Source organism: Citrobacter sp. Marseille-Q5395 (assembly GCF_947057495.1).
Classification (GTDB): Bacteria; Pseudomonadota; Gammaproteobacteria; order Enterobacterales; family Enterobacteriaceae; genus Citrobacter; species Citrobacter murliniae.
This window is the reverse complement of record NZ_CAMSEL010000004.1, coordinates 222,116-245,754: the sequence shown is the minus strand read 5'-3', so window position 1 is coordinate 245,754 and position 23,639 is coordinate 222,116. Positions and strand designations below refer to the sequence as shown.

Genomic DNA, 23,639 nt, shown 5'->3' with positions numbered 1-23,639 from the left:
ATATTAACCAAACGACACAGCCATAAATAATAGGCAGCAGAAACACTGACGTCGAGAGGCAAGATGCGCATTTATGCGTATCATTTACATTTCCTGCCAATTTTTTGGCTACTCCTTTGATCAAACCATTCATTCTCTTTATTCCAGGGACACAAAAGCGAAAATGTGTCCGGATGGCATTTGCTAAAATAGAAAGATAATTACAGGACTCGCAACTGTTTCGCGAGTCCCCTTTTTGCGCAATGTAAGGGTGTCAGTATGATCACAATTGACGGTAATGGTGCGGTTGCTTCGGTCGCATTTCGTACCAGCGAGGTTATCGCCATCTACCCGATTACGCCCAGTTCGACGATGGCAGAACAGGCTGATGCCTGGGCCGGGAACGGGCTTAAAAATGTCTGGGGGGATACCCCACGCGTAGTGGAAATGCAGTCTGAAGGCGGTGCTATTGCAACTGTTCACGGTGCATTGCAGACCGGTGCGCTCTCTACGTCGTTTACCTCATCGCAAGGTCTGTTGCTGATGATCCCGACGTTGTACAAACTGGCCGGTCAGCTGACGCCATTTGTGCTGCACGTTGCTGCCCGCACCATTGCCACTCATGCACTGTCTATCTTTGGCGACCATTCGGACGTAATGGCCGTTCGGCAGACGGGCTGCGCCATGCTGTGCGCCAGCAGCGTACAGGAAGCTCAGGATTTTGCGCTGATTTCGCAAATTGCTACGCTGAAAAGCCGAGTTCCTTTTATTCATTTCTTTGATGGTTTCCGCACATCGCATGAAATCAATAAGATTGTACCGCTGGCCGATGACACGATCCTCGGACTGATGCCGCAGACGGAGATTGATGCCCATCGTTCCCGTGCACTTAATCCGGAACATCCGGTTATTCGCGGAACATCGGCTAACCCGGATACCTATTTCCAGTCTCGTGAAGCCACTAACCCGTGGTACAACGCGGTCTATGATCACGTCGAGCAGGCGATGAACGATTTCGCTGCCGCGACGGGCCGCCAATACCAGCCGTTTGAATACTTTGGTCATCCACTGGCAGAACGCGTCATTATTTTGATGGGCTCTGCGATTGGAACCTGCGAAGAAGTCGTGGAAGAGTTACTTACTCGCGGCGAAAAAGTCGGCGTGCTCAAAGTGCGTCTGTTCCGCCCATTCTCTGCCAGACATTTACTGCAGGCCCTCCCAGAAACGGCACGCAGTGTCGCTGTACTGGATCGCACAAAAGAGCCTGGCGCACAGGCTGAACCGTTGTATCTGGATGTCATGACAGCGCTTGCCGAAGCGTTTAACTGCGGTGAGCGAGAAACGTTGCCGCGCGTTATTGGTGGTCGCTATGGTCTTTCTTCGAAAGAGTTTGGCCCGGATTGTGTAATGGCGGTGTTTAATGAGTTGAACAACGCTAAACCGAAACCACGCTTTACGGTCGGCATCTATGATGATGTAACGAATCTGTCGCTCCCTCTGCCGGAAAACACCCTACCCGGTACCGCTAAACTCGAAGCCCTGTTTTACGGACTGGGCAGCGACGGCAGTGTGTCTGCCACCAAAAATAACATCAAAATTATCGGCAACTCTACGCCATGGTATGCACAGGGTTACTTCGTCTACGACTCGAAAAAAGCGGGTGGTCTGACAGTTTCCCATTTACGCGTCAGCGAGCAACCTATTCGTTCAGCCTATCTGGTTTCGCAGGCAGATTTCGTTGGCTGCCATCAACTGCAGTTTATTGATAAGTATCAAATGGCGGAGCGACTGAAGCCTGGCGGTATTTTCCTGCTCAATACGCCATACAGTGTCGATGAAGTCTGGGCGCGCCTGCCGCAGGAAGTTCAGGCAGTACTTAATCAGAAGAAAGCACGTTTTTACGTGATTAATGCGGCTAAAATCGCTCGCGAGTGTGGCCTGGCGGCGCGAATCAACACCGTCATGCAAATGGCATTCTTCCATTTGACGCAAATTTTACCTGGCGACAGCGCACTGGCGGAACTGCAGGGCGCGATCGCGAAAAGCTACAGCAGCAAAGGTCAGGACCTGGTTGAACGTAACTGGCAGGCGCTGGCGCTGGCACGTGAATCCGTCGCCGAAGTGGCGTTGCAGCCGGTAGACCCTCACAGCGCCAATCGCCCTCCGGTTGTTTCTGATGCGGCCCCTGACTTTGTTAAAACCGTGACCGCCGCTATGCTCGCCGGTCTGGGAGATGCCCTGCCCGTATCAGCACTTCCGCCGGACGGCACCTGGCCGATGGGTACCACGCGCTGGGAAAAACGCAATATCGCCGAAGAGATCCCTATCTGGAAAGAAGAGCTGTGCACCCAGTGCAACCACTGTGTTGCCGCCTGTCCGCACTCGGCAATCCGTGCCAAGGTGGTTTCGCCGGAAGCGCTGGAAAATGCCCCTGCCAGTCTGCATTCACTGGATGTAAAATCACGCGATATGCGCGGTCAGAAGTATGTACTGCAAGTCGCGCCAGAAGACTGTACCGGCTGTAATCTTTGCGTTGAAGTGTGCCCGGCAAAAGATCGCCAGAATCCGGAGATCAAGGCCATCAATATGATGTCCCGCCTTGAGCATGTTGAAGAAGAAAAAGTGAACTATGACTTCTTCCTCAATCTTCCTGAGATTGACCGCAGCAAACTGGAACGTATCGATATTCGTACTTCTCAGTTGATTACCCCACTGTTTGAATATTCCGGAGCCTGTTCTGGCTGCGGTGAAACACCGTATATTAAATTGCTTACGCAGCTGTACGGCGATCGCATGCTGATCGCTAACGCGACCGGTTGTTCATCGATTTATGGCGGTAACCTGCCCTCAACGCCATATACCACCGATGCCAATGGTCGGGGACCGGCGTGGGCTAACTCACTGTTTGAAGATAATGCCGAATTTGGTCTGGGTTTCCGTTTAACGGTGGATCAGCATCGTGTGCGTGTAATGCGTTTACTGGAGCAGTTTGCTGATAAAATCCCGGCGGAGCTGAATGAGGCCCTGCACGCTGAAGCAACACCTGAGGTTCGTCGTGAACAGGTTGCAGCGTTGCGCCAGCATCTACAAGGTGTTGACGGTGCACAGCAACTGTTAACCGACGCCGACGCACTGGTTGAGAAATCCATCTGGCTGATTGGTGGTGATGGCTGGGCCTATGACATTGGCTTTGGCGGCCTGGACCACGTCTTAAGCCTTACCGAAAACGTTAACATCCTGGTGCTGGATACCCAGTGCTACTCCAATACGGGTGGGCAAGCGTCAAAAGCTACGCCTCTTGGTGCCGTCACCAAATTTGGCGAACATGGTAAGCGTAAAGCCCGTAAAGATCTCGGTGTAAGTATGATGATGTACGGTCATGTTTATGTCGCACAGATCTCTTTAGGCGCGCAGTTGAATCAAACGGTGAAAGCTATTCAGGAAGCTGAATCATACCCGGGCCCGTCGCTGATTATTGCGTATAGTCCTTGTGAAGAGCACGGTTACGATCTTGCCCTGAGCCACGATCAAATGCGTCAGCTCACGGCGACCGGATTCTGGCCACTGTACCGCTTTGATCCGCGTCGTGCTGACGAAGGGAAACTGCCGCTGGCTCTTGACTCTCGTCCTCCGTCAGACGCACTGGCTGAGACGCTGATGAATGAGCAGCGTTTCCGCCGTCTTAACGCTCAGCAGCCTGAGGTTGCTGAACAACTGTGGAAGGATGCTACGGCTGATTTGCAAAAACGCTATGACTTCCTCGCGCAACTGGCAGGAAAAGCAGAAAAGAGCAGTACCGATTAAAACGTTTAGGTAAGTAGTAGCCTGAAGTCAAAAAAAAGCCCGAACAGTTGTTCGGGCTTGTCAATTTATTCGCTGGCTAATCAATATTTCTACTAATTCCCCAACGAAAAATAAAACGTGACAATAAAGGCATATAACCTGCGCAGAATATCCCAACAAAATTGACTTGTATAATTTTAATTTTATATATTTAACTTCAATACATTCACGATAATTATCATCATTTCTGTAGTATTATTTGCTTAAGGTTTTACTTAAGGCGTAACAATTCATATTTATCTCTTTACGGAACTTCTCCTTTAGCATGCTTTTACTCCCTATATGGGTAGTCACAGGTAAATAAAAAAACTAAAGGATTATTTCAATGAACAGAAAAGTATTGGCTCTCGTAATTCCTGCCCTGTTAGCTGCTGGCGCTGCTCACGCTGCTGAAGTTTATAATAAAGACGGCAATAAATTAGATCTCTACGGTAAAGTAGATGGTCTGCACTATTTCTCTGATGACGCTAACAATGATGGCGATCAGACTTATATGCGTCTGGGTTTCAAAGGTGAAACTCAGATCAACGACCAACTGGTTGGTTTCGGTCAGTGGGAATATCAGGTTAACGCTAACACGACTGAAAGCGACCATGGCAACAGCTTCACTCGTCTGGCATTTGCTGGTCTGAAATTTGGCGACTACGGTTCATTCGACTACGGTCGTAACTACGGCGTACTGTACGACGTAGAAGGCTGGACCGATATGCTGCCAGAATTCGGTGGCGACTCTTACACCAAAGCTGATAACTTCATGACCGGTCGTGCGAATGGCGTTGCAACCTACCGCAACACTGATTTCTTCGGTCTGGTAAACGGCTTGAACTTTGCACTGCAGTACCAGGGCGCTAACGAAAACCAGTCCCCGGAGCAGGAAGGTACGGGTAATGGCGGCGACCGTAACATGAAGAACTCCAACGGTGACGGCTTCGGTATCTCCTCAACCTACGATCTGGGTATGGGCGTAAGCTTCGGTGCGGCATACACCTCTTCTGACCGCACGAATGACCAGGTCAACCACTCTACTGCTGGCGGCGATAAAGCTGACGCATGGACTGCTGGTCTGAAATATGATGCCAACAACATCTACCTGGCAACCATGTACTCTGAAACCCGTAACATGACTCCGTACGGCGACAGTAACGGTGACGCTAGCAACACCATCGCTAATAAAACTCAGAACTTTGAAGTCACTGCACAGTACCAGTTCGACTTTGGTCTGCGTCCGGCAGTTTCTTTCCTGATGTCTAAAGGTCAGGATCTGAACGCAACTGACGGTGACAAAGATCTGGTTAAATACGCTGACATTGGCGCGACTTACTACTTCAATAAAAATATGTCCACCTACGTTGATTATAAAATCAACCTGCTGGACGAAGATGACAGCTTCTATGCAAACAACGGTATCACCACTGATGACGTTGTAGCACTGGGTCTGGTTTATCAGTTCTAAGTTTGTCAGCCCGCTGGAAACAGCGGGCCATTCTTTTTATGGTAATTCTGTTTTATCTGGATCAAAACATTATATCTGTTGCGTTAAAACGTTTCTTTGATAGATGATATATTGCATTAAGTGCTGTCGTAGAGGATGCCCGCAATGAATCATCACCCCGTCAAATCATCTCGTATTGCATCCGTCGGTTATGACGAATCCTCCTTCACGCTTGAAATTAGGTTTCACCAGATGGGTACGCTGCAATATCAGCATGTCCCAGTCCGTGTTTTTCGCGATTTCCTGAAAGTAGTGTCTAAAGGCCGGTTTTACGATGGAGTAATAAAAGGCAAATTTCCTGAAATCAAAATAAAGTGATGCCAAAATGTGACCTCTGTCATTGTACATAAAGTGCCATTACGCGGTAAGCTTTAGATGGATACTTAAACAGGAGGTTTTATGAACAGAACGATTCTTGTACCCATCGATATTTCAGACTCAGAATTAACTCAACGCGTTATTGCCCATGTTGAAGCTGAGGCAAAAATTGACGATGCGCAGGTTCATTTTTTGACCGTCATTCCGTCATTGCCCTATTATGCTTCTCTGGGACTGGCCTACTCGGCAGAGTTACCGGCCATGGACGATCTGAAAGCCGAAGCAAAATCTCAACTGGAAGAGATTATCAAGAAGTTCAATATCCCGACTGACAGAGTACAGGTGCATGTTGCTGAAGGTGCACCAAAAGACAAAATTCTGGAGATAGCAAAAAAATTACCGGCAGATATGGTGATTATTGCCTCTCACCGCCCGGACATCACCACTTACCTGCTGGGTTCTAACGCCGCTGCCGTAGTACGTCATGCGGAGTGTTCCGTTCTGGTTGTTCGCTAAGCTGTTTGGCCCGCACATCGCTGCGGGCTTTTCATTTCTCACCCTTTTACCCCACGATTCCTGACCTAAATGTGCTGACATTTTTCCCGCTTATCCGTACCATACACGCCACAGTTTTTATATCAGACTTCTTTTTGCCGGACTATCCGGCGTGATGCATACGCTTCTGATGCCACACTATGAATTGAGCCTCTACTAAATGTCGCAAAATCAAGATTTTAGCAAGAAAGAACAATACAACCTGAACAAATTACAAAAGCGTCTGCGCCGTAACGTGGGCGAAGCTATTGCCGACTTCAATATGATAGAAGATGGCGATCGTATTATGGTTTGCCTTTCCGGTGGGAAAGACAGCTACACCATGCTGGAAATTCTGCGTAACTTACAGCAGAGCGCACCAATCAGTTTTTCTCTGGTTGCTGTTAACCTTGACCAGAAACAGCCTGGATTCCCGGAGCATGTTTTGCCGGAGTATCTGGAACAGCTTGGCGTTGAATATAAAATCGTCGAAGAGAATACCTACGGTATCGTCAAAGATAAAATTCCTGAAGGTAAAACCACCTGTTCTCTTTGCTCCCGCCTGCGCCGCGGTATCCTGTACCGCACTGCAACAGAATTAGGCGCCACGAAAATTGCGTTGGGGCACCATCGCGATGATATTCTGCAAACGCTGTTTTTGAACATGTTTTATGGCGGGAAAATGAAAGGCATGCCGCCGAAACTGATGAGCGATGATGGTAAGCACATCGTGATCCGCCCGTTAGCCTACTGCCGAGAAAAAGACATCGAGCGTTTCGCCGAAGCCAAGGGCTACCCGATTATTCCGTGTAACCTTTGCGGTTCACAGCCTAACCTGCAGCGCCAGGTGATCGCCGATATGCTGCGCGACTGGGACAAACGTTATCCAGGGCGTATTGAAACCATGTTTAGCGCGATGCAAAACGTTGTGCCTTCACACCTTAGCGATATCAATCTTTTCGATTTCAAAGGCATTAAACATGGTTCAGAAGTCGTGGACGGTGGCGACCTGGCTTTTGATCGTGAAGATATCCCGCTGCAACCCGCCGGCTGGCAGCCAGAAGAAGATGACAATCAACTGGATGAGTTACGACTGAACGTTGTGGAAGTGAAGTAATTTACGACTCGTTTTATCAGGCCTACAAAGCGCGTGAGCGTCTGTAGGCCTTCAGGCTGTGCGCCATCAGGCGCTCCGGCACGACATTTATTTCAGTAGACGAACCCGGCAAGTTTTGCCTTTGATTTTACCGCCTTGCAATTGCTTCCATGCTTTATGCGCTACAGCCTGGCGAACGGCGACATAAACATGCGCCGGATGAACGGCAATCTTGCCTATATCAGCGCCATCCAGACCGATATCTCCGGTCAGTGCCCCTAAAACATCTCCTGGACGCATTTTTGCCTTTTTACCACCGTCAATACACAGCGTTGCCATTTCGGCTTCAAGCGGCACGATTGCGCTATTGCCTGGTGCAGGCAGCCAGTTCAGCTTCAGCTGTAACATTTCGGAAAGAATATTGGCACGTTGAGCCTCTTCCGGCGCACAGAAACTGATAGCCAGCCCGCTGTTACCGGCACGCGCCGTACGTCCGATACGGTGTACATGGACTTCCGGATCCCATGCCAGTTCGAAGTTAACTACCAGCTCAAGTGATTTAATATCGAGGCCTCGCGCAGCAACATCGGTTGCAACCAGTACGCGAGCGCTTCCGTTCGCAAAACGAACCAGAGTTTGATCACGATCGCGCTGTTCAAGATCACCATGTAACGACAGTGCACTTTGTCCTGCCGCGTTCAGCGCATCGCAAACTGACTGACAATCTTTTTTGGTATTGCAAAAAACAACGCATGATGCCGGCTGATGCTGACTAAGCAATTTTTGCAGTAACGCAATTTTGCCGTGCGCAGAAGTTTCAAAAAATTGCTGTTCGATGGCGGGTAACGCATCAACTGTATCAATCTCGATCGTTAACGGATTTTGCTGCACCCTACCACTGATAGCGGCAATCGCTTCCGGCCAGGTTGCTGAAAACAACAGCGTCTGACGTGAAGGTGGTGCAAAGCGGATCACATCATCGATCGCGTCGCTAAAGCCCATATCCAGCATACGATCGGCTTCATCCATGACCAGCGTATTCAGGGCATCCAGAGAGACTGTTCCCTTTTGCAGGTGGTCAAGTAAACGGCCTGGCGTAGCGACAATGATGTGCGGCGCATGTTGAAGTGAATCGCGCTGCGCACCAAAGGGTTGTCCACCGCACAAGGTTAAGATCTTGGTATTGGGCAGAAAACGCGCTAAACGACGAAGCTCACCAGCCACCTGGTCAGCGAGTTCCCGCGTCGGGCACAAGACCAGTGATTGCGTCTGGAAAAGAGAGGCATCAATATGCTGTAAAAGCCCAAGACCAAACGCGGCCGTTTTGCCACTGCCGGTTTTTGCCTGCACGCGAACATCTTTTCCGGCCAGGATCGCCGGCAGCGCAGCGGCCTGAACAGGCGTCATTTCAAGATAACCCAGCTCATTGAGATTCTCGAGTTGGGCGGCAGGCAAAACATTCAGGGTAGAAAAAGCGGTCACAATTTTATCTCGCGGTAAAAACTCACATTCAGCAGGCGCGTATCCTCGCAGATCTCCGCCTGTGATGCGACAATTTAATCGGTTCTTGATCCGGTGGTGGGTCCGGCATCGGTTGCGGACGGGGTATCGGATCGGGTACAGGGACCGGATCGGTAGGTAACGACTCGGCGTTTGGGACTTGTAGCTGCAGTAATGCAATCAGGCAGGTCATATTATCCTCCAGTCAATCAGGCTGACTCTTTTAGGGTAGACGCTGATTTCCTGCAGGCAAAAAAAAGCCGACTAATCTAAGTCGGCGTCGTACGAATCAATTGTGCTATGCAGTAATTCAAAAAAGGAAGTAAGACAATATGGAGCGCAACGCCCATCGCTTGACGTTGCATTCACCTGCGAGAGAGATATTGCCCCGAATAGGTAGATGGTTTATTGACTTCGCTCAAAAGAATGGGCGTTTTCATCTGCGAAAGGCTCTAAAAAACGTTGTTGTTACAACCATTTACTACGATGCAACCATAAGGTAACACCACCAATCAGGACAACTAACAGAATACAAAACAACGAGAAGCCAAATTGCCAGCCTCCACCAGGAATGCCTCCGAGGTTAACGCCGAATAATCCGGTTAAAAATGTGCTGGGCAGAAAGACCATTGCCATCAATGACATGGTATAGGTTCTGCGAGCCAGCGATTCCTGCATAACCTGCGCAATTTCATCCGCCATAATGCCGGTTCGGGCGATACAAGCGTCTATCTCATCCAGACCTCTTCCCAGTCTGTCGGAAATATCCTGCATCCGGCGGCGCTGGTCGTCGGTCATCCACGGTAAACGGTCACTCGCTAAACGCGAGTAAACATCGCGTTGAGGAGCCATGTAGCGACGCATGACAATCAGTTGCTTACGCAGTAATGCCAGAAAGCCTCGTGGCGGGATTTGCTGATCAAGCAAATTGTCTTCCAGGTCGATGATTTTATCATGCAGTTGCTCGATAAATTCGCTGGCATGATCGGTCAAGGCATCGCACACATCGACCAACCAGCCTCCGCAATCATTCGGTCCCGTCCCTTCCTCCAGCTCGCTGACCACATCATCCAGCGCCAAAACTTTACGCTGGCGTGTAGAAACAATCAGACGCTCATCCATATACACACGCATCGCGACAAGCTGGTCTGGACGTTCATCGGTGCTGCCATTAATACAGCGCAACGTGATCAACGTGCCTTCGCCCATTCGGCTTACGCGCGGGCGCATGCTTTCTCCTGCCAGCGCATCACGCACATTGTTAGGAAGTAACGGCGTTGTCGCCAGCCATTGCGCGCTATCCGGATGGGTATAATTAAGATGCAACCAACAGGGATGCTGACTGTCGATAACATCGTTATCATCAAGCGGTTTCACCCCACCTTGGCCATCCAGCAGCCAGGCAAATACGGCATCCGGCACATTAACTTCAGATCCCCTAATGGCTTCCACAGCACCTCCACATACACTCAGCTTTTTCGTTAGTCTAGCCTTCAGAATATGTTAAGCAATATCTCATTGTCCCATTGTGCTGAAATGATTCAGAAAAATGTTCAGATAAAGTAAAAGCGCCGACGATGTCAGCGCTTTTACAGCAGGATTAGAATGAATGACCATATCTATCCCGTCGACTTATTCCTGTTACAACAGAACTGCCTCTGGATTGTGTGAGTGGATCAGCCACTGAGATAGTACTCAAGCGAAATTTATGTGTTCGGGACTGGAGGTCATTCACCTGACTTTTCAGAATACCTGAAGAGTCAGATAATTCATCGACCATGATGGCATTGCTTTGGGTCACATTTTCCAGTTCAGCCAGGGCCTGGGTAATCTTCGTGATCCCTTTTTCCTGCTCCTGCGTTGTCGTCAGTATTTCACCCATCAACTGGTTTAATTGGCCGGCACCATCGACAATGTCCTGCATATTTTTTTCTGCTTCGCGCACAACAGCTGCGCCCTGTTGAACATTGTAATGTGTCTCATCAATTAGCCGTTTAATATTTTTTGCCGCCTCTGCGCTACGATGTGCAAGTATTCTCACTTCACCTGCAACCACGGAAAATCCTTTACCATGCTCACCTGCCCTTGCTGCCTCCACTGCGGCATTCAGTGCCAGGATGTTCGTCTGAAATGCAATGCCATCTATCAGCGTAATAATTTCCGTCATCTGTTCCGCACATTCAGTAATAGAGCGCATATTTGACGCTACCTGCACCATTAATTCGCCGCCCTGACGCGCGGATTGCGTCGCGATATTAGCCTGAGCGCTGGCCATCTGCGTGTTATCCGCATTATTTCGTGTGCTGACTGCGATTTCATCCATGTTTGCGGTTGTTTGCATTAATGCCCCTGATTGCTGTTCCGTTTTAACTGACAGCTCAGCACTGCGCTCGGCGAGTTGTTCTGAGAGCGTCATCGCAGTTCTTGAGGACGTTCTTATCTCACTGACTAAGGATGAAATATTGTTCGACAAGCTATTAATACCGGGAATGAGCCGACCTGCACAGTTATTTCCGAATTCTGGAATGCTGATTGCCAGATTCCCTGATGTAACCTCTTCGATACTCCTTTTTACGGTATTGATCGGCACCACCAGGTATTTTGTCATGTACCACCACAGACATAATATAGAAATAGCATTTACAATATTAGCGTAAATAATTACATCCAGTCTGGCAGATAATATGAATTCAACGACATTGACGATAACAAGAGTGAACACCAGAAATAAAATAATAAACGTCCTGACACTGATGTTATTTAACATATGATCCTGCTTATCAAGGAATAATGCGGGTATTATTTTTATAGCATCTGCGATGTAGATTGCCATTACTCCATAACGAAACCTGAACATTCAATTAGAGCATGCCGCCTTTTCACTTAAGTCACAGTATTACGCCATCAGTTTATGCTAGCTTGGTATTTTATCCTGATAACGATGAAAATCTGACGGGCTGTCGATGTTTTGTAATGCCAGCCGGGTTAAGCCCTCCCTTCTAAACCTATAAATTTAATTAATGCTTATATAAGTAAACTATGGGTATTGGCTTGCTATGCATGCTTCAACTAATACTGCGGGTAAAAAAATAAGAGCGCTCCTGGTTTTACCAGGTTAACTGGACAAAACCTGCTAAATTTATCATCACGGCTTTTTTTCGATGGGTAGTATGATGTTGCACGTTTCGTGGGACCCTGTATTGATTGGGATTTCCTTTGTTGTCGCTTTTATCGCCTCTTTTATTGCTCTCGATAGTGCGGGCAAAGTTGCTATATCCAGTCGACGAGAATCTACCTTCTGGCGACTATCTGGTGGAGCAACGTTGGGCATGGGGATCTGGTCAATGCATTTTATCGGCATGCTGGCCATGAAAATGAACATGCCCATAAACTATCACGTTCCCCTCACCGCCTTTTCTTTCTTTATCGCGCTTGCCAGCGCAACCCTCGCTATTAATATTGCGATCTCTGGCAAGACGTTATCGATAAAACGGCTTTCCATCGCGACAAGCGTATTGAGCACCGGCGTGGTGACTATGCATTACGTCGGCATGGCCGCCATTATCGAGCATGCCGCCATTACATGGGATTACTTGCTTATACTGCTCTCGGTGATCATTGCTGTTGGCGCATCGGGAGTCGGTTTATGGCTTGCTTTTCATTTACGACAAAATACCCGGCGCGTATTGATTAACCGACTTATTGCCGCGCTGATTATGGCGCTGGCAATCGCCTCCATGCATTATACCGGGATGGGGGCGGCAACCTTCACGCACGCAGGGCACGGTCAGAACGACGGGATCGGTACGCTTGAATTGTCCATCTGGGTGTCAGCCATTACTCTGGTAATTCTGGGTATTATGCTGGTTATCTCGATGGTGGACTCTCAACTGCGTACATCCCGGTTGGCTGACAATCTGCATCAGTTAAACTGCCAGCTTGAGCATCAGGTACACTTCGATTCTTTGACCGGCCTGGCTAATCGTGCGCAATTCGACGCCTGTTTGCAGGCCTGCCTGCGGCATTCCAAACTCCATCAACAACGCTTTGCGCTGGTCTTTATCGACCTCGATCGGTTCAAAGTCGTCAATGATACCTGGGGGCATCACATTGGCGATCAGCTACTGATTGCCAGTACTCAACGGATCTATACATGCCTTGATGACACCATGACACTCGCAAGACTGGGGGGCGATGAGTTTATTCTTCTGGTGCCCGACAGTAACAAAGATGCTATCTCCGCCCTGCTTACCCGAATTGCCAGTGTCATTAAAGAACCTTTTACACTGTTCGGACGCACTATCAGGGTCTCATTAAGTGCAGGAAGCAGTATTTATCCTGAGCACGGTTCAACGCTGCATGAGCTCAAAGTGAAGGCAGACATGGCGATGTACCATGTCAAACAGGCTGGCAGAAACGGCTGGGCGCTTTATTCACCGGAAATGGAGACTATTGCCGCTACGCCTCCCACCTTTTTACAGGAACTGTCGCAAGCGCTTGAGCGGAATCAATTTGAGTTGTGGTATCAGCCGAAATATACCGCAGGCGATCATTCGCTGGCAGGTTTTGAAGCGTTACTGCGTTGGCATCACCCTGAGCGCGGTGTGCTGTTGCCTGCTGAGTTTCTGCCTGCACTTGAGGAAACAGGTCTGATACTTCCTGTTGGTACCTGGGTTCTCCAGCAGGCTTGCTTCCAGTTGCATCAGTGGAAATCTCAGGGTCATGGAGAGTGGACTCTCGCGGTGAATCTCTCACCCGCGCAGTTTGAACAACATGATATCGTCGATATTGTCTGCAACGCCCTGGCACAATATCAACTTTCACCTGCGCAATTAACACTGGAACTCACTGAGAGTACCGCGCTTAAAAATCTCAAACGCAGTGTGGAAGTATTGAATGCCTTTTCTGCTCTTGGGATCATCGTTTCTATTGATGATTTCGGTACTGGTTATTCAAATATATTGATGTTGAAATCTCTCCCGGCCCGGGAATTAAAAATCGACAGAATATTTGTTAAAGATATTAGCGAAAACAACAAGAACACAAAAATCGTGTCTACTATTATTGACATAGCCCAATCCATGAATATGTGCGTTGTTGCTGAGGGAATAGAGACTCCGGAACAGGAAGCGTTGCTAACCCAAATGGGGTGCGGAGTATTACAAGGTTTCCTGTTTGCTAAGCCGCTGCCAGCGCACAGAATCCATGAGTTGCTGCAAACAGAAAGTACCGTTAAAACTAAACCAGTCTTACAGCCATTATCTCACCGTCAATCAATAACATTGTGAGCGTGAACAATAAGAATTAGAGCCTGGCCCAGTAGGCGTACATTATTGCAGCCAATTTAGAACTCTGTCAGGGGCCAAAATGGCAAATAAAATAACCTAATGGAACAGGCTCTTATTCGCCCTTAAACCGGCAACACAGCATATAAAGATAACGGGATTATCGATGAGCACAACTGAACTGCATTCACTGGATTTATTAACCATTCCGGTCTGGATCGTTTTGCCCCACACCGAAGAGCTGGTGTTCGCCAATGCCGTTGCGCGGGAAATAATGCCTGAGCCGAACTTTTCCCGACTCAGGAGGGGAATATTCTCGACCCATGCCCAGGCGGATTTGCCGATGTATCTCGGTGATTTGAGAAATCATCACGACATTGTAGAAATTATCACCGTTTATAGGGATGGCGCGGAAATAGCACTGTCCTGCCGCCTGTCTATAAGAACTCTCGCCAACGTTGGTGATGTTATCCTTTTTGAAGGTATTGAGACCCCCAGCGCACAGGGGCTGAAAGCCAGTCGTTCCGCTACCTATCAGCGTAAGAAACAAGGGTTTTACGCGCGTTTTTTTCTGACAAACTCAGCGCCGATGTTGCTCATCGACCCCTCACGCGATGGGCTTATTGTCGATGCGAATTTGAGCGCGCTAACTTTCTATGGCTACAGCCATGACGTGATGTGCCAGAAACACACCTGGGAAATAAATATGCTGGGCCGCCATATACTACCGGTAATGCACAAAATAGCGCATTTGCCTGGTGGCCATAAGCCCTTACATTTTGTTCATAAACTTGCTGATGGCAGCACCCGTCACGTACAAACCTACGCCGGTCCCATTGAGATTTACGGCAACAAACTCATGTTGTGCATCATTCATGATATTACTGAACAAAAGCGCCTGGAACAGGAGCTGGAACGGGCAGCCCTTCATGACGCATTGACCGGGTTACTTAACCGCAGACATTTTTATCAAATTACCGAGCCCGAACAGACACACGCTATATCATTAACTCAGGATTACAGCCTGCTGCTGATCGACACCGATCGGTTTAAGAGCATTAACGATCTCTTCGGTCATTTAAAAGGAGATGAAGTGCTTTGCGCTCTGGCTCGCACGCTGGAATCTTGCGCGAGAAAAGACGATTTGATTTTTCGCTGGGGTGGTGAAGAGTTTGTCTTGCTGCTGCCTCGTACGTCTCTGGATGTCGCCATTAATCTTGCTGAGGTGATACGCGCGACGGTAGCCAGGGTCACTCTTCCTGGTCTGCCCCGCTTTACCGTGAGCATCGGCGTGGCACGTCACGAAGCTAACGAAAGCATTGATGAGTTATTCAAGCGCGTGGACGACGCGCTATATAAAGCCAAGAATGAAGGCAGGAACAGAGTGCTGGCAGCCTGAGGTTGAATCAGTTAGCGGCTACGTTTCGCGTGACGTTCCCAGTTATCCTGTTTTGCCTGCGCCGTTTTACGTAACGCAACATAGCACGCTCCACTGCCACCATGATGCGGCAGTGCGGTGCAATAGGCCTGCACATCTTCAAACTCCGTCAACCAGCGCGCCACGTAGCTGCGTACAATATTGGCATGGGAATTATCGTCACGTCCCTTGCCATGAATAACCAGTACGTTACGCAAACCATCCTGTTGTGCCTGGAGTATAAAGCTGAATAGCATCTGACGGCATTTTTCGACGGGCTGACGCAGAAGGTTGAGGCTCGCCTGCTGAGGATATTTTCCGGTACGCAACTTGTCGATAACGCCATGCTGCAAACCTTCGCGACGAAACTCCAGTGGTACGCTTAGAGGTACGATATCGAGGAAGCCTGTCGAGAGGTAATTATCTAATTGCAGTGTATCGATACGTGCCGGAGCGCGCAGGTTACGTACAGGTTGCCAGTGAACATCAGCGCAGCCTTTCAGAGGTTCAACATCCCCCATTGCCTCAAGAAACAGCGATGCATCATCAAGGTTCATGTTTCATCCTCCAGCGTTTTTGCGACGGCCATTATCATAACCGCGCAGTATTACACGGACAACGGTTTACGGTAATTTCCAATAATTCGCATAGATAACGAGGAGTTCAATAGTGGATCTAAGGGGGTATAGCTGTGTATATCAATGGCGTGATATTGTGTGATCCCGCTGAATTGCCGCGCCTGTAATGAGAGAAACGGATGCTGAATTTACTTGAAGACACTATCGCAACGCCACTGGGGCCACTGTGGGTTATTTGTGACGAGCAGTTTCGCCTGCGCGCCGTGGAATGGGACCAGCACCGTGATCGCATGGAACAACTGCTGGATATTCATTATCGTACTGAGGGTTATCGGCGTAGTGCCGTCAAAAATCCCGGCGGGTTGAGCGACAAGCTGTCAGACTATTTTGCAGGAAACCTTAGCATCATTGACTCACTTGAAACCGCGACCGCAGGAACACCTTTCCAGCGGGAAGTATGGCAAGCACTACGCACAATCCCGTGCGGACAGGTGATGCATTATGGACAACTGGCAGAGAAGTTGGGGCGTCCTGGCGCAGCCAGAGCCGTTGGTGCCGCGAATGGTTCTAATCCGGTGAGTATCGTTGTCCCCTGCCATCGCGTTATTGGACGTAACGGCACAATGACAGGATATGCTGGTGGTGTGCAGCGAAAAGAGTGGCTGTTGCGCCACGAAGGCTATTTGCTTCTCTAGGATCCAGGCAATAAATGCCTTATTCATCACACTTCCACATATAACACCCTCAAATAAAATGCGGTTAATCAGATAGATACAAACATTCAACCAGCTTATGCCTGAATTATTCTCTATTGGGAGTAGCTCAGGCTTACGTGCTCACCAAAAAGATGTTAAAATTGACAAATATCAATTACGGCTTGAGCAGACCTATGATCCCGGAAAAGCGAATTATACGGCGCATTCAGTCTGGCGGTTGTGCTATCCATTGCCAGGATTGCAGCATCAGCCAGCTTTGCATCCCGTTCACACTTAACGAGCATGAGCTTGACCAGCTCGACAACATCATCGAGCGCAAAAAGCCTATCCAAAAAGGACAGACGCTTTTTAAAGCAGGTGATGAGCTTAAATCACTCTATGCGATCCGCTCCGGTACGATAAAAAGTTACACCATTACCGAACAGGGCGATGAGCAAATTACCGGCTTTCATCTGGCTGGCGACCTGGTTGGTTTCGATGCCATTGGCAGCGGCCATCACCCAAGTTTTGCCCAGGCGCTTGAAACCTCAATGGTATGCGAAATTCCGTTCGAAACTCTCGACGATCTGTCCGGTAAGATGCCTAACCTGCGTCAGCAGATGATGCGTCTGATGAGCGGCGAGATCAAAGGCGATCAGGACATGATCCTGTTGTTGTCAAAGAAAAATGCGGAAGAGCGTTTGGCGGCCTTTATCTACAATCTGTCCCGTCGTTTCGCACAACGTGGCTTCTCACCTCGCGAATTCCGTCTGACAATGACTCGTGGCGATATTGGTAATTACCTTGGATTGACGGTCGAAACTATCAGTCGTCTGTTGGGTCGATTCCAGAAAAGTGGCATGTTGGCGGTAAAAGGCAAATATATCACTATCGAGAACAGCGATGCGCTGGCGGTCCTTGCCGGCCACACACGAAACGTTGCTTAATCTTTCAGGTTAACCTTCTGTCAAATCGTTAAATTTCCCGATTTATTGATTTGGCAGGAGGTTCTCTCCTTTTTCACATAATCCCTTCCCTTTTAAAAAAAGCCTTCAACAGTACAGACGTTTATTACAGTCTGCTGTTTCATTTTTTATTTTCTTTTTAAGCCCGATTCAGTGTAAAAATAATTTGACATCAATTGAAATGTAAAGAAATGAAAATTTAATCTTATTCATAATAAAGTATGAGTGAAGTCGGTCCAGGAAAATCCATAGTTATGATCATAACAAAAATGTAATGTGAGATAAAAACCCCAACAAATTTAAACATTGCAAGACATCGTCTTCTTCACCCCCTGTGCCTTGAATATGCCTGCAGATTCAATGGGTCAGGGCTGCCTGCAACTCGCTGAAACTGAATTCATAAGTGAGGTGAATGTATTATTGCGACCGGTATAAAGCTCAGGAGAATACCTCTAATTACGTAGTTAATATTTTTAGTCATTAAATAAATGGACTTAAAAGACGTAATAACAATTAAGCATCAAATACGACTCATTCTCATGTCAATTTGTAAACAGAAGAATTGAGTGATGATAGCTAAATTAAGGTAAAGATAGGGGTAATTATTATGGCCTCACAATATGACTTTACTGTCACACTGCACGATCTCGCTTTTATTCTCAAGCAGATCAAAATATCAGAAGCCGCAACTAACCCTGACGGCACCATCAATGGTGATGAACTTCGTGAGTTAGTCTCCAGCCCATTGTTACCGTATGGGCTACGCACTGTTGATGGTTCATGGAATAACCTACTGCCGGGTCAGGAGCTATACGGTTCAGCCGATCAGACTATGCCGCGGTTAACAGCACTGAACTGGCAGGACGCAGATCAAATGACCAGTTACACCCAAATCGGCGGGACGGTTATTGATGCTGACCCTCGGGTTATCAGTAATTTAATATCTGACCAAACGGCATCTAACCCGGCTGCGTTGGAAGTTTACAACTCATTAAAAAATGCTCCCGGAGGAGGAACCACTTCGGAAAATGGCAGTTTGTCCATTCCAAACCAGTCTCCAGATATTGGTCTCTCGCCTGCTTTTAATGGCTGGATGACCTTTTTTGGTCAGTTTTTTGACCATGGGCTGGACTTAATACCAAAAGGAGGAAATGGCATTGTCTTCATTCCGTTGCAACCCGACGATCCTTTATACGTAAAAGGATCGCCGACAAATTTCATGGTATTAACTCGGGCACAAGTTGATGAAAACCATGAAACTGTAAACCTCACCACTCCATTCATTGATCAAAACCAAACCTATACCTCCCACCCTTCGCATCAGATTTTTATCCGTGAGTACGTATTAATCGACGGTAAACCGGAACCTACTGGTAATTTATTAGGCGGAGTTAATGGCGGACTGGCAACCTGGGCTGATGTTAAAAACCAGGCCGAAAGTTTGCTGGGAATTAAACTCACCGATCAAGATGTTTTTAATGTTCCACTTCTGGCGACTGACCGCTACGGTAATTTGATTTTAAGTGAAAATGGTAAAGTACAGATTGTTACCACTGGCGGGTTAGTCGAAGCTAACGGTGGTCTATTACCGGATGGAACGCTCCGAACCGGGCATGCTTTTCTCGATGATATTGCACATACTGCCGCGCCAAAATCAGGTCTTGTGGCTGATAGTGATAATGCCATTGGGGGTGAACAACCTGCCGGCACCTATGATAACGAACTGCTCGACCGCCACTTTATCACCGGAGACGGACGTGGTAACGAGAACATTGGTTTAACCGCTGTACACGCAGTATTTCACAGCGAACATAACCGCCTGGTTGAACAATATAAAACTACCCTGCTGGAAACGGGTGATATTGATCTTATTAACCAGTGGCTGATGCCGTCACACCAAATTACTGAGCTACCGGCAGATACCAGTACCCTGGTATGGAATGGTGAGTATCTATTCCAGGCGGGGCGCTTCTCCACGGAAATGCAGTATCAGCACCTCGTTTTTGAGGAGTTTGCGCGTACCGTACAACCCGCTGTCGATCCGTTTGTCTTCTCTAATACGGCGGATATTAATCCACTGATTTTTGCTGAGTTTGCGCATGTGGTTTACCGTTTTGGACATTCGATGCTCACAGAAACCGTGGCCCGTACCGACATCGATATGCAAAGCGGGGATATCGGCCTGATTGCCGCGTTCCTAAACCCGGTTGCATTTAATGAAATTAACGGTGTCACCGTTACTGACGATCAGGCGATCGGCGCAATTGTGCGTGGCATGACGCGGCAGGTTGGCAACGAAATTGATGAGTTTATTACTGATGCCCTGCGTAATAACCTGATTGGGCTGCCACTTGATTTAGGTGCGCTTAACATTGCCCGTGGCCGGGATACGGCAATGCCGACATTAAACCAGGCCCGCGAGCAGTTCTTTGAATTAAGCGGAGACTCTCAGCTACGGCCATATACCAGCTGGGCTGATTTTACGACGTACCTGAAAAACCCCGCTTCAATCATCAACTTTATGGCGGCCTACGGCCAGCATGAGTTGATTCTTAACGCCACCACCCTTGAAGGTAAACGCGCGGCGGTAAACTTTTTGTTGTTTGGTGATGCCAACAACTCCCCGCCAGCTGACGCAATGGACTTCTTCAACAGTACCGGTGCATGGGCCACCAAAGAATCTGGCCTGAATATGGTCGACTTCTGGATCGGTGGTCTGGCGGAACGTAAAAACGAATTTGGCGGGATGCTCGGTTCGACCTTCAACTTTGTTTTTGAAACACAAATGGAAATGTTGCAGGACGGCGACCGTTTCTACTATTTGAGCCGCGTTCAGGGGCTTAACTTGCTCAATGAACTGGAGGCGAACTCTTTTTCCGCCCTGGTGATGCGTAACAGCGACCTCGGTGAAAACGGTTCCTCTCACCTCCCCGCCAACCTCTTCCAGACGCCAGATCATATCTTCGAGGTGAACCGTGTACTGCAAACGGAAATAGATCCTAAATGGGGTAACCCACTGAAAGATTTGCTTTCACCTTTACTGGTACGTCGTGATCCCGGTGCCGATGTGAACGGTGATGGTTTTGCGGATGGTGGTTACCTTAAATATACCGGGGACGGACACGTCGTGCTCGGTGGTACCGCCGGAAACGATACGTTAATCGGTGGTAAAGGTATCGACAGCCTGTGGGGTGACGGCGGTGATGACCGTCTTGACGGTGGCGATGAAGCGGATGTGGTCCACGGCGGTGACGGTAATGACATCATTACAGACACCGGTACGCCCGTTGGCGATGCCGACTTCCTGCATGGGGATGCCGGGCACGATGTTATTTTCTCCGGCAACGGTAACGATCTGGTCTTTGGCGGCACTGGCAGTGACTTCGTGGTGGTAGGCGAAGATGCACAGGAAGTCTTCTCTGGGCAGGATAACGACTTTGCGCTGGGAGGATCGGGTGGCGACTTCCTGCTGGGTAATGAAGGCGACGACTGGCTGGAAGGCGGTGACGGGTTTGACACGCTCGCTGGTGATAACTCTGAGTTGTTCTTCAACAGCACTATTATTGGTCATGATGTCCTGAACGGTCAGGGTAACGACACTGACTACGATGGTGAAGCCGGTGACGACATAATGGTTCAGGGCGCGGGCATTCAACGAAATAATGGTATGGCGGGTTTTGACTGGGCCATCCATAAAGGCGATCCGAACGGCGCTAACTCTGACCTCGGGATCCCTATTTTCGTGAACCAGCAGGAATTTATTCTGCGTGACCGTTTTGACCTGGTTGAAGGGCTATCAGGATGGAAACATAACGATGTGTTAACCGGCACTGAACAGCCCATCGGTACGGCCCCGGTTCAGGGTGTTCCTCTTTCCAACAACCTGACTCAGGAAGGTGCGGACAGAATTGACGGTCTACAGGCTATCCTGGGCGTAGAGCGTTCCGCTAACCCTGATACGGTTCTGCTGAATCCTGATGATGGTAGCGACATTTTACTCGGTGGCGGCGGCAGCGACCGTATAACCGGTAAGGCTGGTAATGACATTATCGATGGCGATGCCTGGCTGAATGTGCGCATTGCCGTAACCGGTATGGCAGGTCTCACCAGTGCCGAGAGTATGGCCGAATTGAAATCTTACATGCTGGCTGGAACGTTGAAACCGAATCAACTGTCAATTGTGCGTGAAATCTTGCATGACGGTGATGGCACAGAAACGGATGTTGCGGTGTACCGTGACATTAGCAGCAACTATGCCTTTACCCGTATGGCAGATGGAAGCCTCCGGGTCGACCACGCAACACCAGATGCCGCCTTAAATCTTAATGATGGTATTGACCGTTTACTGAACATCGAAAAACTGGAGTTTGGTAACGGCGAACAGTTATGGGTAACGGCGCAAAAAGCGACTGGCGACCTTGCAATCAATAATGCTGTACCTTCTGTGGGCGACTTACTGCGCGTTAATCTGGCGAACTTGTTAGATGGTAACGGCCTCGCGGCGGATGTGGCAATCACGATGACATGGCAGGCATTTGTTAACGGCCAGTGGCGGGATCAGGCAACCGGGGTGGAGTTCAGAGTGCCGGGATCTATTCAGGGTGCTCCGCTGCGCGTCGTCGCCAGTTTCAACGATCGGATGGGCGATGCTGAAACCTTAGTATCAGCGCAAACCCAGGCGATCATGCCACGCAATCAGGCGACAACCGGCGTGCCAGTGATTAATGACCTGACGCCGACTGAAAGCCTGACGCTTACCGCCGTGGTATCAGGCATCGCTGATGCCGACGGCCTGAGCGGAGGCAATTTCACCTACCAATGGAGAATGAGTTCCCCGACCGGATTCGTCAATATTATCGGCGCGACATCGGCCACCTACACCCCCGGTCAGGCGATGGTTGGACGGACGTTACAAGTGGTTGTCACCGTCATTGATGACGAAGGTAACCCCCCTGTTGTTCTGACATCAACAACTACTCAGCCTGTTGGCGACCTCATTGTGGGAACTAACGCCGGTAACACACTGACAGGTACTGCATGGAGTGACATTCTGCGCGGTGAAGGCGGTAATGACACCCTGCTTGGACGTGCGGGTGATGACCTGTTAGTTGGCGGGGCTGGTAACGACACGCTCTCTGGTGAAGCAGGACAAGACACGCTGCAAGGTGATGCAGGAAACGACATGCTTGATGGTGGTCTGGGTGCAGACAGCATGACGGGCGGATCCGGAGATGACACCTATATCGTCGATGATTTTGGTGACGTAGTTATCGAAGGTATTAATGGCGGGACGGATGTTGTCCGAACCAGTCTGAGCAGTTATGACCTGAGCGATAACGTTGAAGAACTGGTATTTACCGGAACCGGCAGTTTTATCGGTACGGGGAACGGGATTGCCAACATCATCACAGGTGGGGCCGGTAATGACCAACTGTTTGGTATGGGGGGCAACGACCAGTTGTTTGGTGGCGTCGGAAATGACTTCCTTGATGGTGGAGATGGCGCCGATAACCTGCAGGGTGGAAACGGTAACGACGTCATGATTGGCGGTGCCGGTGCCGATACGCTCTCCGGTGGGAACGGCGACGATATCCTCAATGGCCAGGAAGGAAATGACAATCTGGATGGCGGTGCCGGAAATGACATTTTTGCCTTCGGATCAAACTTTGGGCAAGACCGCATTACCGGCTTTGACAGTAACCCAAATGGCGGCCAGGACTATCTTGATCTGGTATTCCTTGGTATCAACGCGGGTAATTTTGCCAGCAGCGTTGCCATCACCGGAAGCAATGGCAACACCATCGTGACCATCGGCGCTGACACCATTACGTTAGTGGGCGTGAATTCAACCACCGTTAATATCGGTGATTTTTACCTGGAACTCCCAACCACACTTGCCAGTAATAACGGCAATAGTTCATTGATCGTATAAGGAGA

At 49.0% G+C, this 23,639-nt stretch carries 15 protein-coding genes; 10 read left to right on the top strand and 5 right to left on the bottom strand.

Annotation, left to right across the window (positions count from 1 at the left end; translation table 11 throughout):
* The first annotated feature begins 258 nt into the window (after positions 1 to 258).
* From nifJ to ttcA, 5 genes are all read left to right on the top strand, one after another.
* Positions 259 to 3,783: a pyruvate:ferredoxin (flavodoxin) oxidoreductase gene (gene nifJ / locus OH663_RS06135; RefSeq protein WP_200013273.1), complete on the top strand. Its 3,525-nt coding sequence runs from the start codon at positions 259 to 261 to the stop codon at positions 3,781 to 3,783.
* Positions 3,784 to 4,147: 364 nt separating this feature from the next.
* Positions 4,148 to 5,275, top strand: coding sequence for a porin OmpC (gene ompC, locus OH663_RS06130; protein WP_045442858.1), 1,128 nt, complete (start codon positions 4,148 to 4,150; stop codon positions 5,273 to 5,275).
* A 144-nt stretch (positions 5,276 to 5,419) separates the two neighbouring features.
* Entirely contained in the window at positions 5,420 to 5,632 is a 213-nt protein-coding gene (locus OH663_RS06125; RefSeq protein ID WP_071828928.1) for a KTSC domain-containing protein, read from the top strand.
* A gap of 81 nt (positions 5,633 to 5,713) precedes the next feature.
* A complete protein-coding gene (gene uspF, locus OH663_RS06120; RefSeq protein ID WP_045442862.1) occupies positions 5,714 to 6,148 on the top strand; it encodes a universal stress protein UspF in 435 nt (144 codons plus the stop codon).
* A gap of 199 nt (positions 6,149 to 6,347) precedes the next feature.
* Positions 6,348 to 7,283 (top strand): tRNA 2-thiocytidine(32) synthetase TtcA, encoded by a 936-nt coding sequence (ttcA, locus tag OH663_RS06115; protein ID WP_045442865.1) that lies wholly within the window; start codon positions 6,348 to 6,350, stop codon positions 7,281 to 7,283.
* 87 nt (positions 7,284 to 7,370) lie between these two features.
* On the opposite strand, the gene dbpA is transcribed toward ttcA, so the two are convergent.
* The 4 genes from dbpA to OH663_RS06100 form a co-directional block, all read right to left on the bottom strand.
* Complete coding sequence (dbpA, locus tag OH663_RS06110; protein WP_045442869.1) at positions 7,371 to 8,744, bottom strand: ATP-dependent RNA helicase DbpA; 1,374 nt, start codon at positions 8,742 to 8,744, stop codon at positions 7,371 to 7,373.
* Between the two features lie 28 nt (positions 8,745 to 8,772).
* On the bottom strand, positions 8,773 to 8,955 hold the full coding sequence (gene ynaL / locus OH663_RS26065; RefSeq protein ID WP_071828929.1) for a proline-rich small protein YnaL: 183 nt from the start codon (positions 8,953 to 8,955) through the stop codon (positions 8,773 to 8,775).
* A gap of 275 nt (positions 8,956 to 9,230) precedes the next feature.
* Positions 9,231 to 10,214: a zinc transporter ZntB gene (gene zntB / locus OH663_RS06105; RefSeq protein WP_045442872.1), complete on the bottom strand. Its 984-nt coding sequence runs from the start codon at positions 10,212 to 10,214 to the stop codon at positions 9,231 to 9,233.
* Between the two features lie 148 nt (positions 10,215 to 10,362).
* The gene (locus tag OH663_RS06100; protein ID WP_200042268.1) at positions 10,363 to 11,529 is read right to left on the bottom strand and encodes a methyl-accepting chemotaxis protein; all 1,167 of its coding nucleotides are present in this window, start codon (positions 11,527 to 11,529) and stop codon (positions 10,363 to 10,365) included.
* Positions 11,530 to 11,935: 406 nt separating this feature from the next.
* Between OH663_RS06100 and OH663_RS06095 the strand changes: the two genes are divergently transcribed.
* Together OH663_RS06095 and OH663_RS06090 are read left to right on the top strand one after the other, a co-directional pair.
* Complete coding sequence (locus OH663_RS06095) at positions 11,936 to 14,050, top strand: putative bifunctional diguanylate cyclase/phosphodiesterase (protein WP_200013291.1); 2,115 nt, start codon at positions 11,936 to 11,938, stop codon at positions 14,048 to 14,050.
* A 163-nt stretch (positions 14,051 to 14,213) separates the two neighbouring features.
* Positions 14,214 to 15,446: a GGDEF domain-containing protein gene (locus OH663_RS06090; RefSeq protein ID WP_048221451.1), complete on the top strand. Its 1,233-nt coding sequence runs from the start codon at positions 14,214 to 14,216 to the stop codon at positions 15,444 to 15,446.
* 11 nt (positions 15,447 to 15,457) lie between these two features.
* On the opposite strand, the gene smrA is transcribed toward OH663_RS06090, so the two are convergent.
* Positions 15,458 to 16,021 (bottom strand): DNA endonuclease SmrA, encoded by a 564-nt coding sequence (gene smrA / locus OH663_RS06085; RefSeq protein WP_200013274.1) that lies wholly within the window; start codon positions 16,019 to 16,021, stop codon positions 15,458 to 15,460.
* A 200-nt stretch (positions 16,022 to 16,221) separates the two neighbouring features.
* On the opposite strand from smrA, the gene ogt reads away from it, so the two are divergent.
* The 3 genes from ogt to OH663_RS06070 all read left to right on the top strand — a co-directional run bounded on the left by ogt (position 16,222) and on the right by OH663_RS06070 (position 23,634).
* A complete protein-coding gene (gene ogt, locus OH663_RS06080; RefSeq protein WP_045442884.1) occupies positions 16,222 to 16,737 on the top strand; it encodes a methylated-DNA--[protein]-cysteine S-methyltransferase in 516 nt (171 codons plus the stop codon).
* A gap of 194 nt (positions 16,738 to 16,931) precedes the next feature.
* A complete protein-coding gene (gene fnr, locus OH663_RS06075; RefSeq protein ID WP_003020397.1) occupies positions 16,932 to 17,684 on the top strand; it encodes a fumarate/nitrate reduction transcriptional regulator Fnr in 753 nt (250 codons plus the stop codon).
* A gap of 625 nt (positions 17,685 to 18,309) precedes the next feature.
* Positions 18,310 to 23,634, top strand: coding sequence for a peroxidase family protein (locus OH663_RS06070; RefSeq protein ID WP_200042235.1), 5,325 nt, complete (start codon positions 18,310 to 18,312; stop codon positions 23,632 to 23,634).
* The last annotated feature ends 5 nt before the right edge of the window (positions 23,635 to 23,639 follow it).

Bases quoted from the DNA above. Each gene is read 5' to 3' on its own strand.
- nifJ (WP_200013273.1), top strand. From the start codon at position 259: ATGATCACAATTGACGGTAATGGTGCGGTTGCTTCGGTCGCATTTCGT.
- ompC (WP_045442858.1), top strand. From the start codon at position 4,148: ATGAACAGAAAAGTATTGGCTCTCGTAATTCCTGCCCTGTTAGCTGCT.
- OH663_RS06125 (WP_071828928.1), top strand. From the start codon at position 5,420: ATGAATCATCACCCCGTCAAATCATCTCGTATTGCATCCGTCGGTTAT.
- uspF (WP_045442862.1), top strand. From the start codon at position 5,714: ATGAACAGAACGATTCTTGTACCCATCGATATTTCAGACTCAGAATTA.
- ttcA (WP_045442865.1), top strand. From the start codon at position 6,348: ATGTCGCAAAATCAAGATTTTAGCAAGAAAGAACAATACAACCTGAAC.
- ynaL (WP_071828929.1), bottom strand. From the start codon at position 8,955: ATGACCTGCCTGATTGCATTACTGCAGCTACAAGTCCCAAACGCCGAG.
- OH663_RS06100 (WP_200042268.1), bottom strand. From the start codon at position 11,529: ATGTTAAATAACATCAGTGTCAGGACGTTTATTATTTTATTTCTGGTG.
- OH663_RS06095 (WP_200013291.1), top strand. From the start codon at position 11,936: ATGTTGCACGTTTCGTGGGACCCTGTATTGATTGGGATTTCCTTTGTT.
- OH663_RS06090 (WP_048221451.1), top strand. From the start codon at position 14,214: ATGAGCACAACTGAACTGCATTCACTGGATTTATTAACCATTCCGGTC.
- smrA (WP_200013274.1), bottom strand. From the start codon at position 16,021: ATGAACCTTGATGATGCATCGCTGTTTCTTGAGGCAATGGGGGATGTT.
- ogt (WP_045442884.1), top strand. From the start codon at position 16,222: ATGCTGAATTTACTTGAAGACACTATCGCAACGCCACTGGGGCCACTG.
- fnr (WP_003020397.1), top strand. From the start codon at position 16,932: ATGATCCCGGAAAAGCGAATTATACGGCGCATTCAGTCTGGCGGTTGT.
- OH663_RS06070 (WP_200042235.1), top strand. From the start codon at position 18,310: ATGGCCTCACAATATGACTTTACTGTCACACTGCACGATCTCGCTTTT.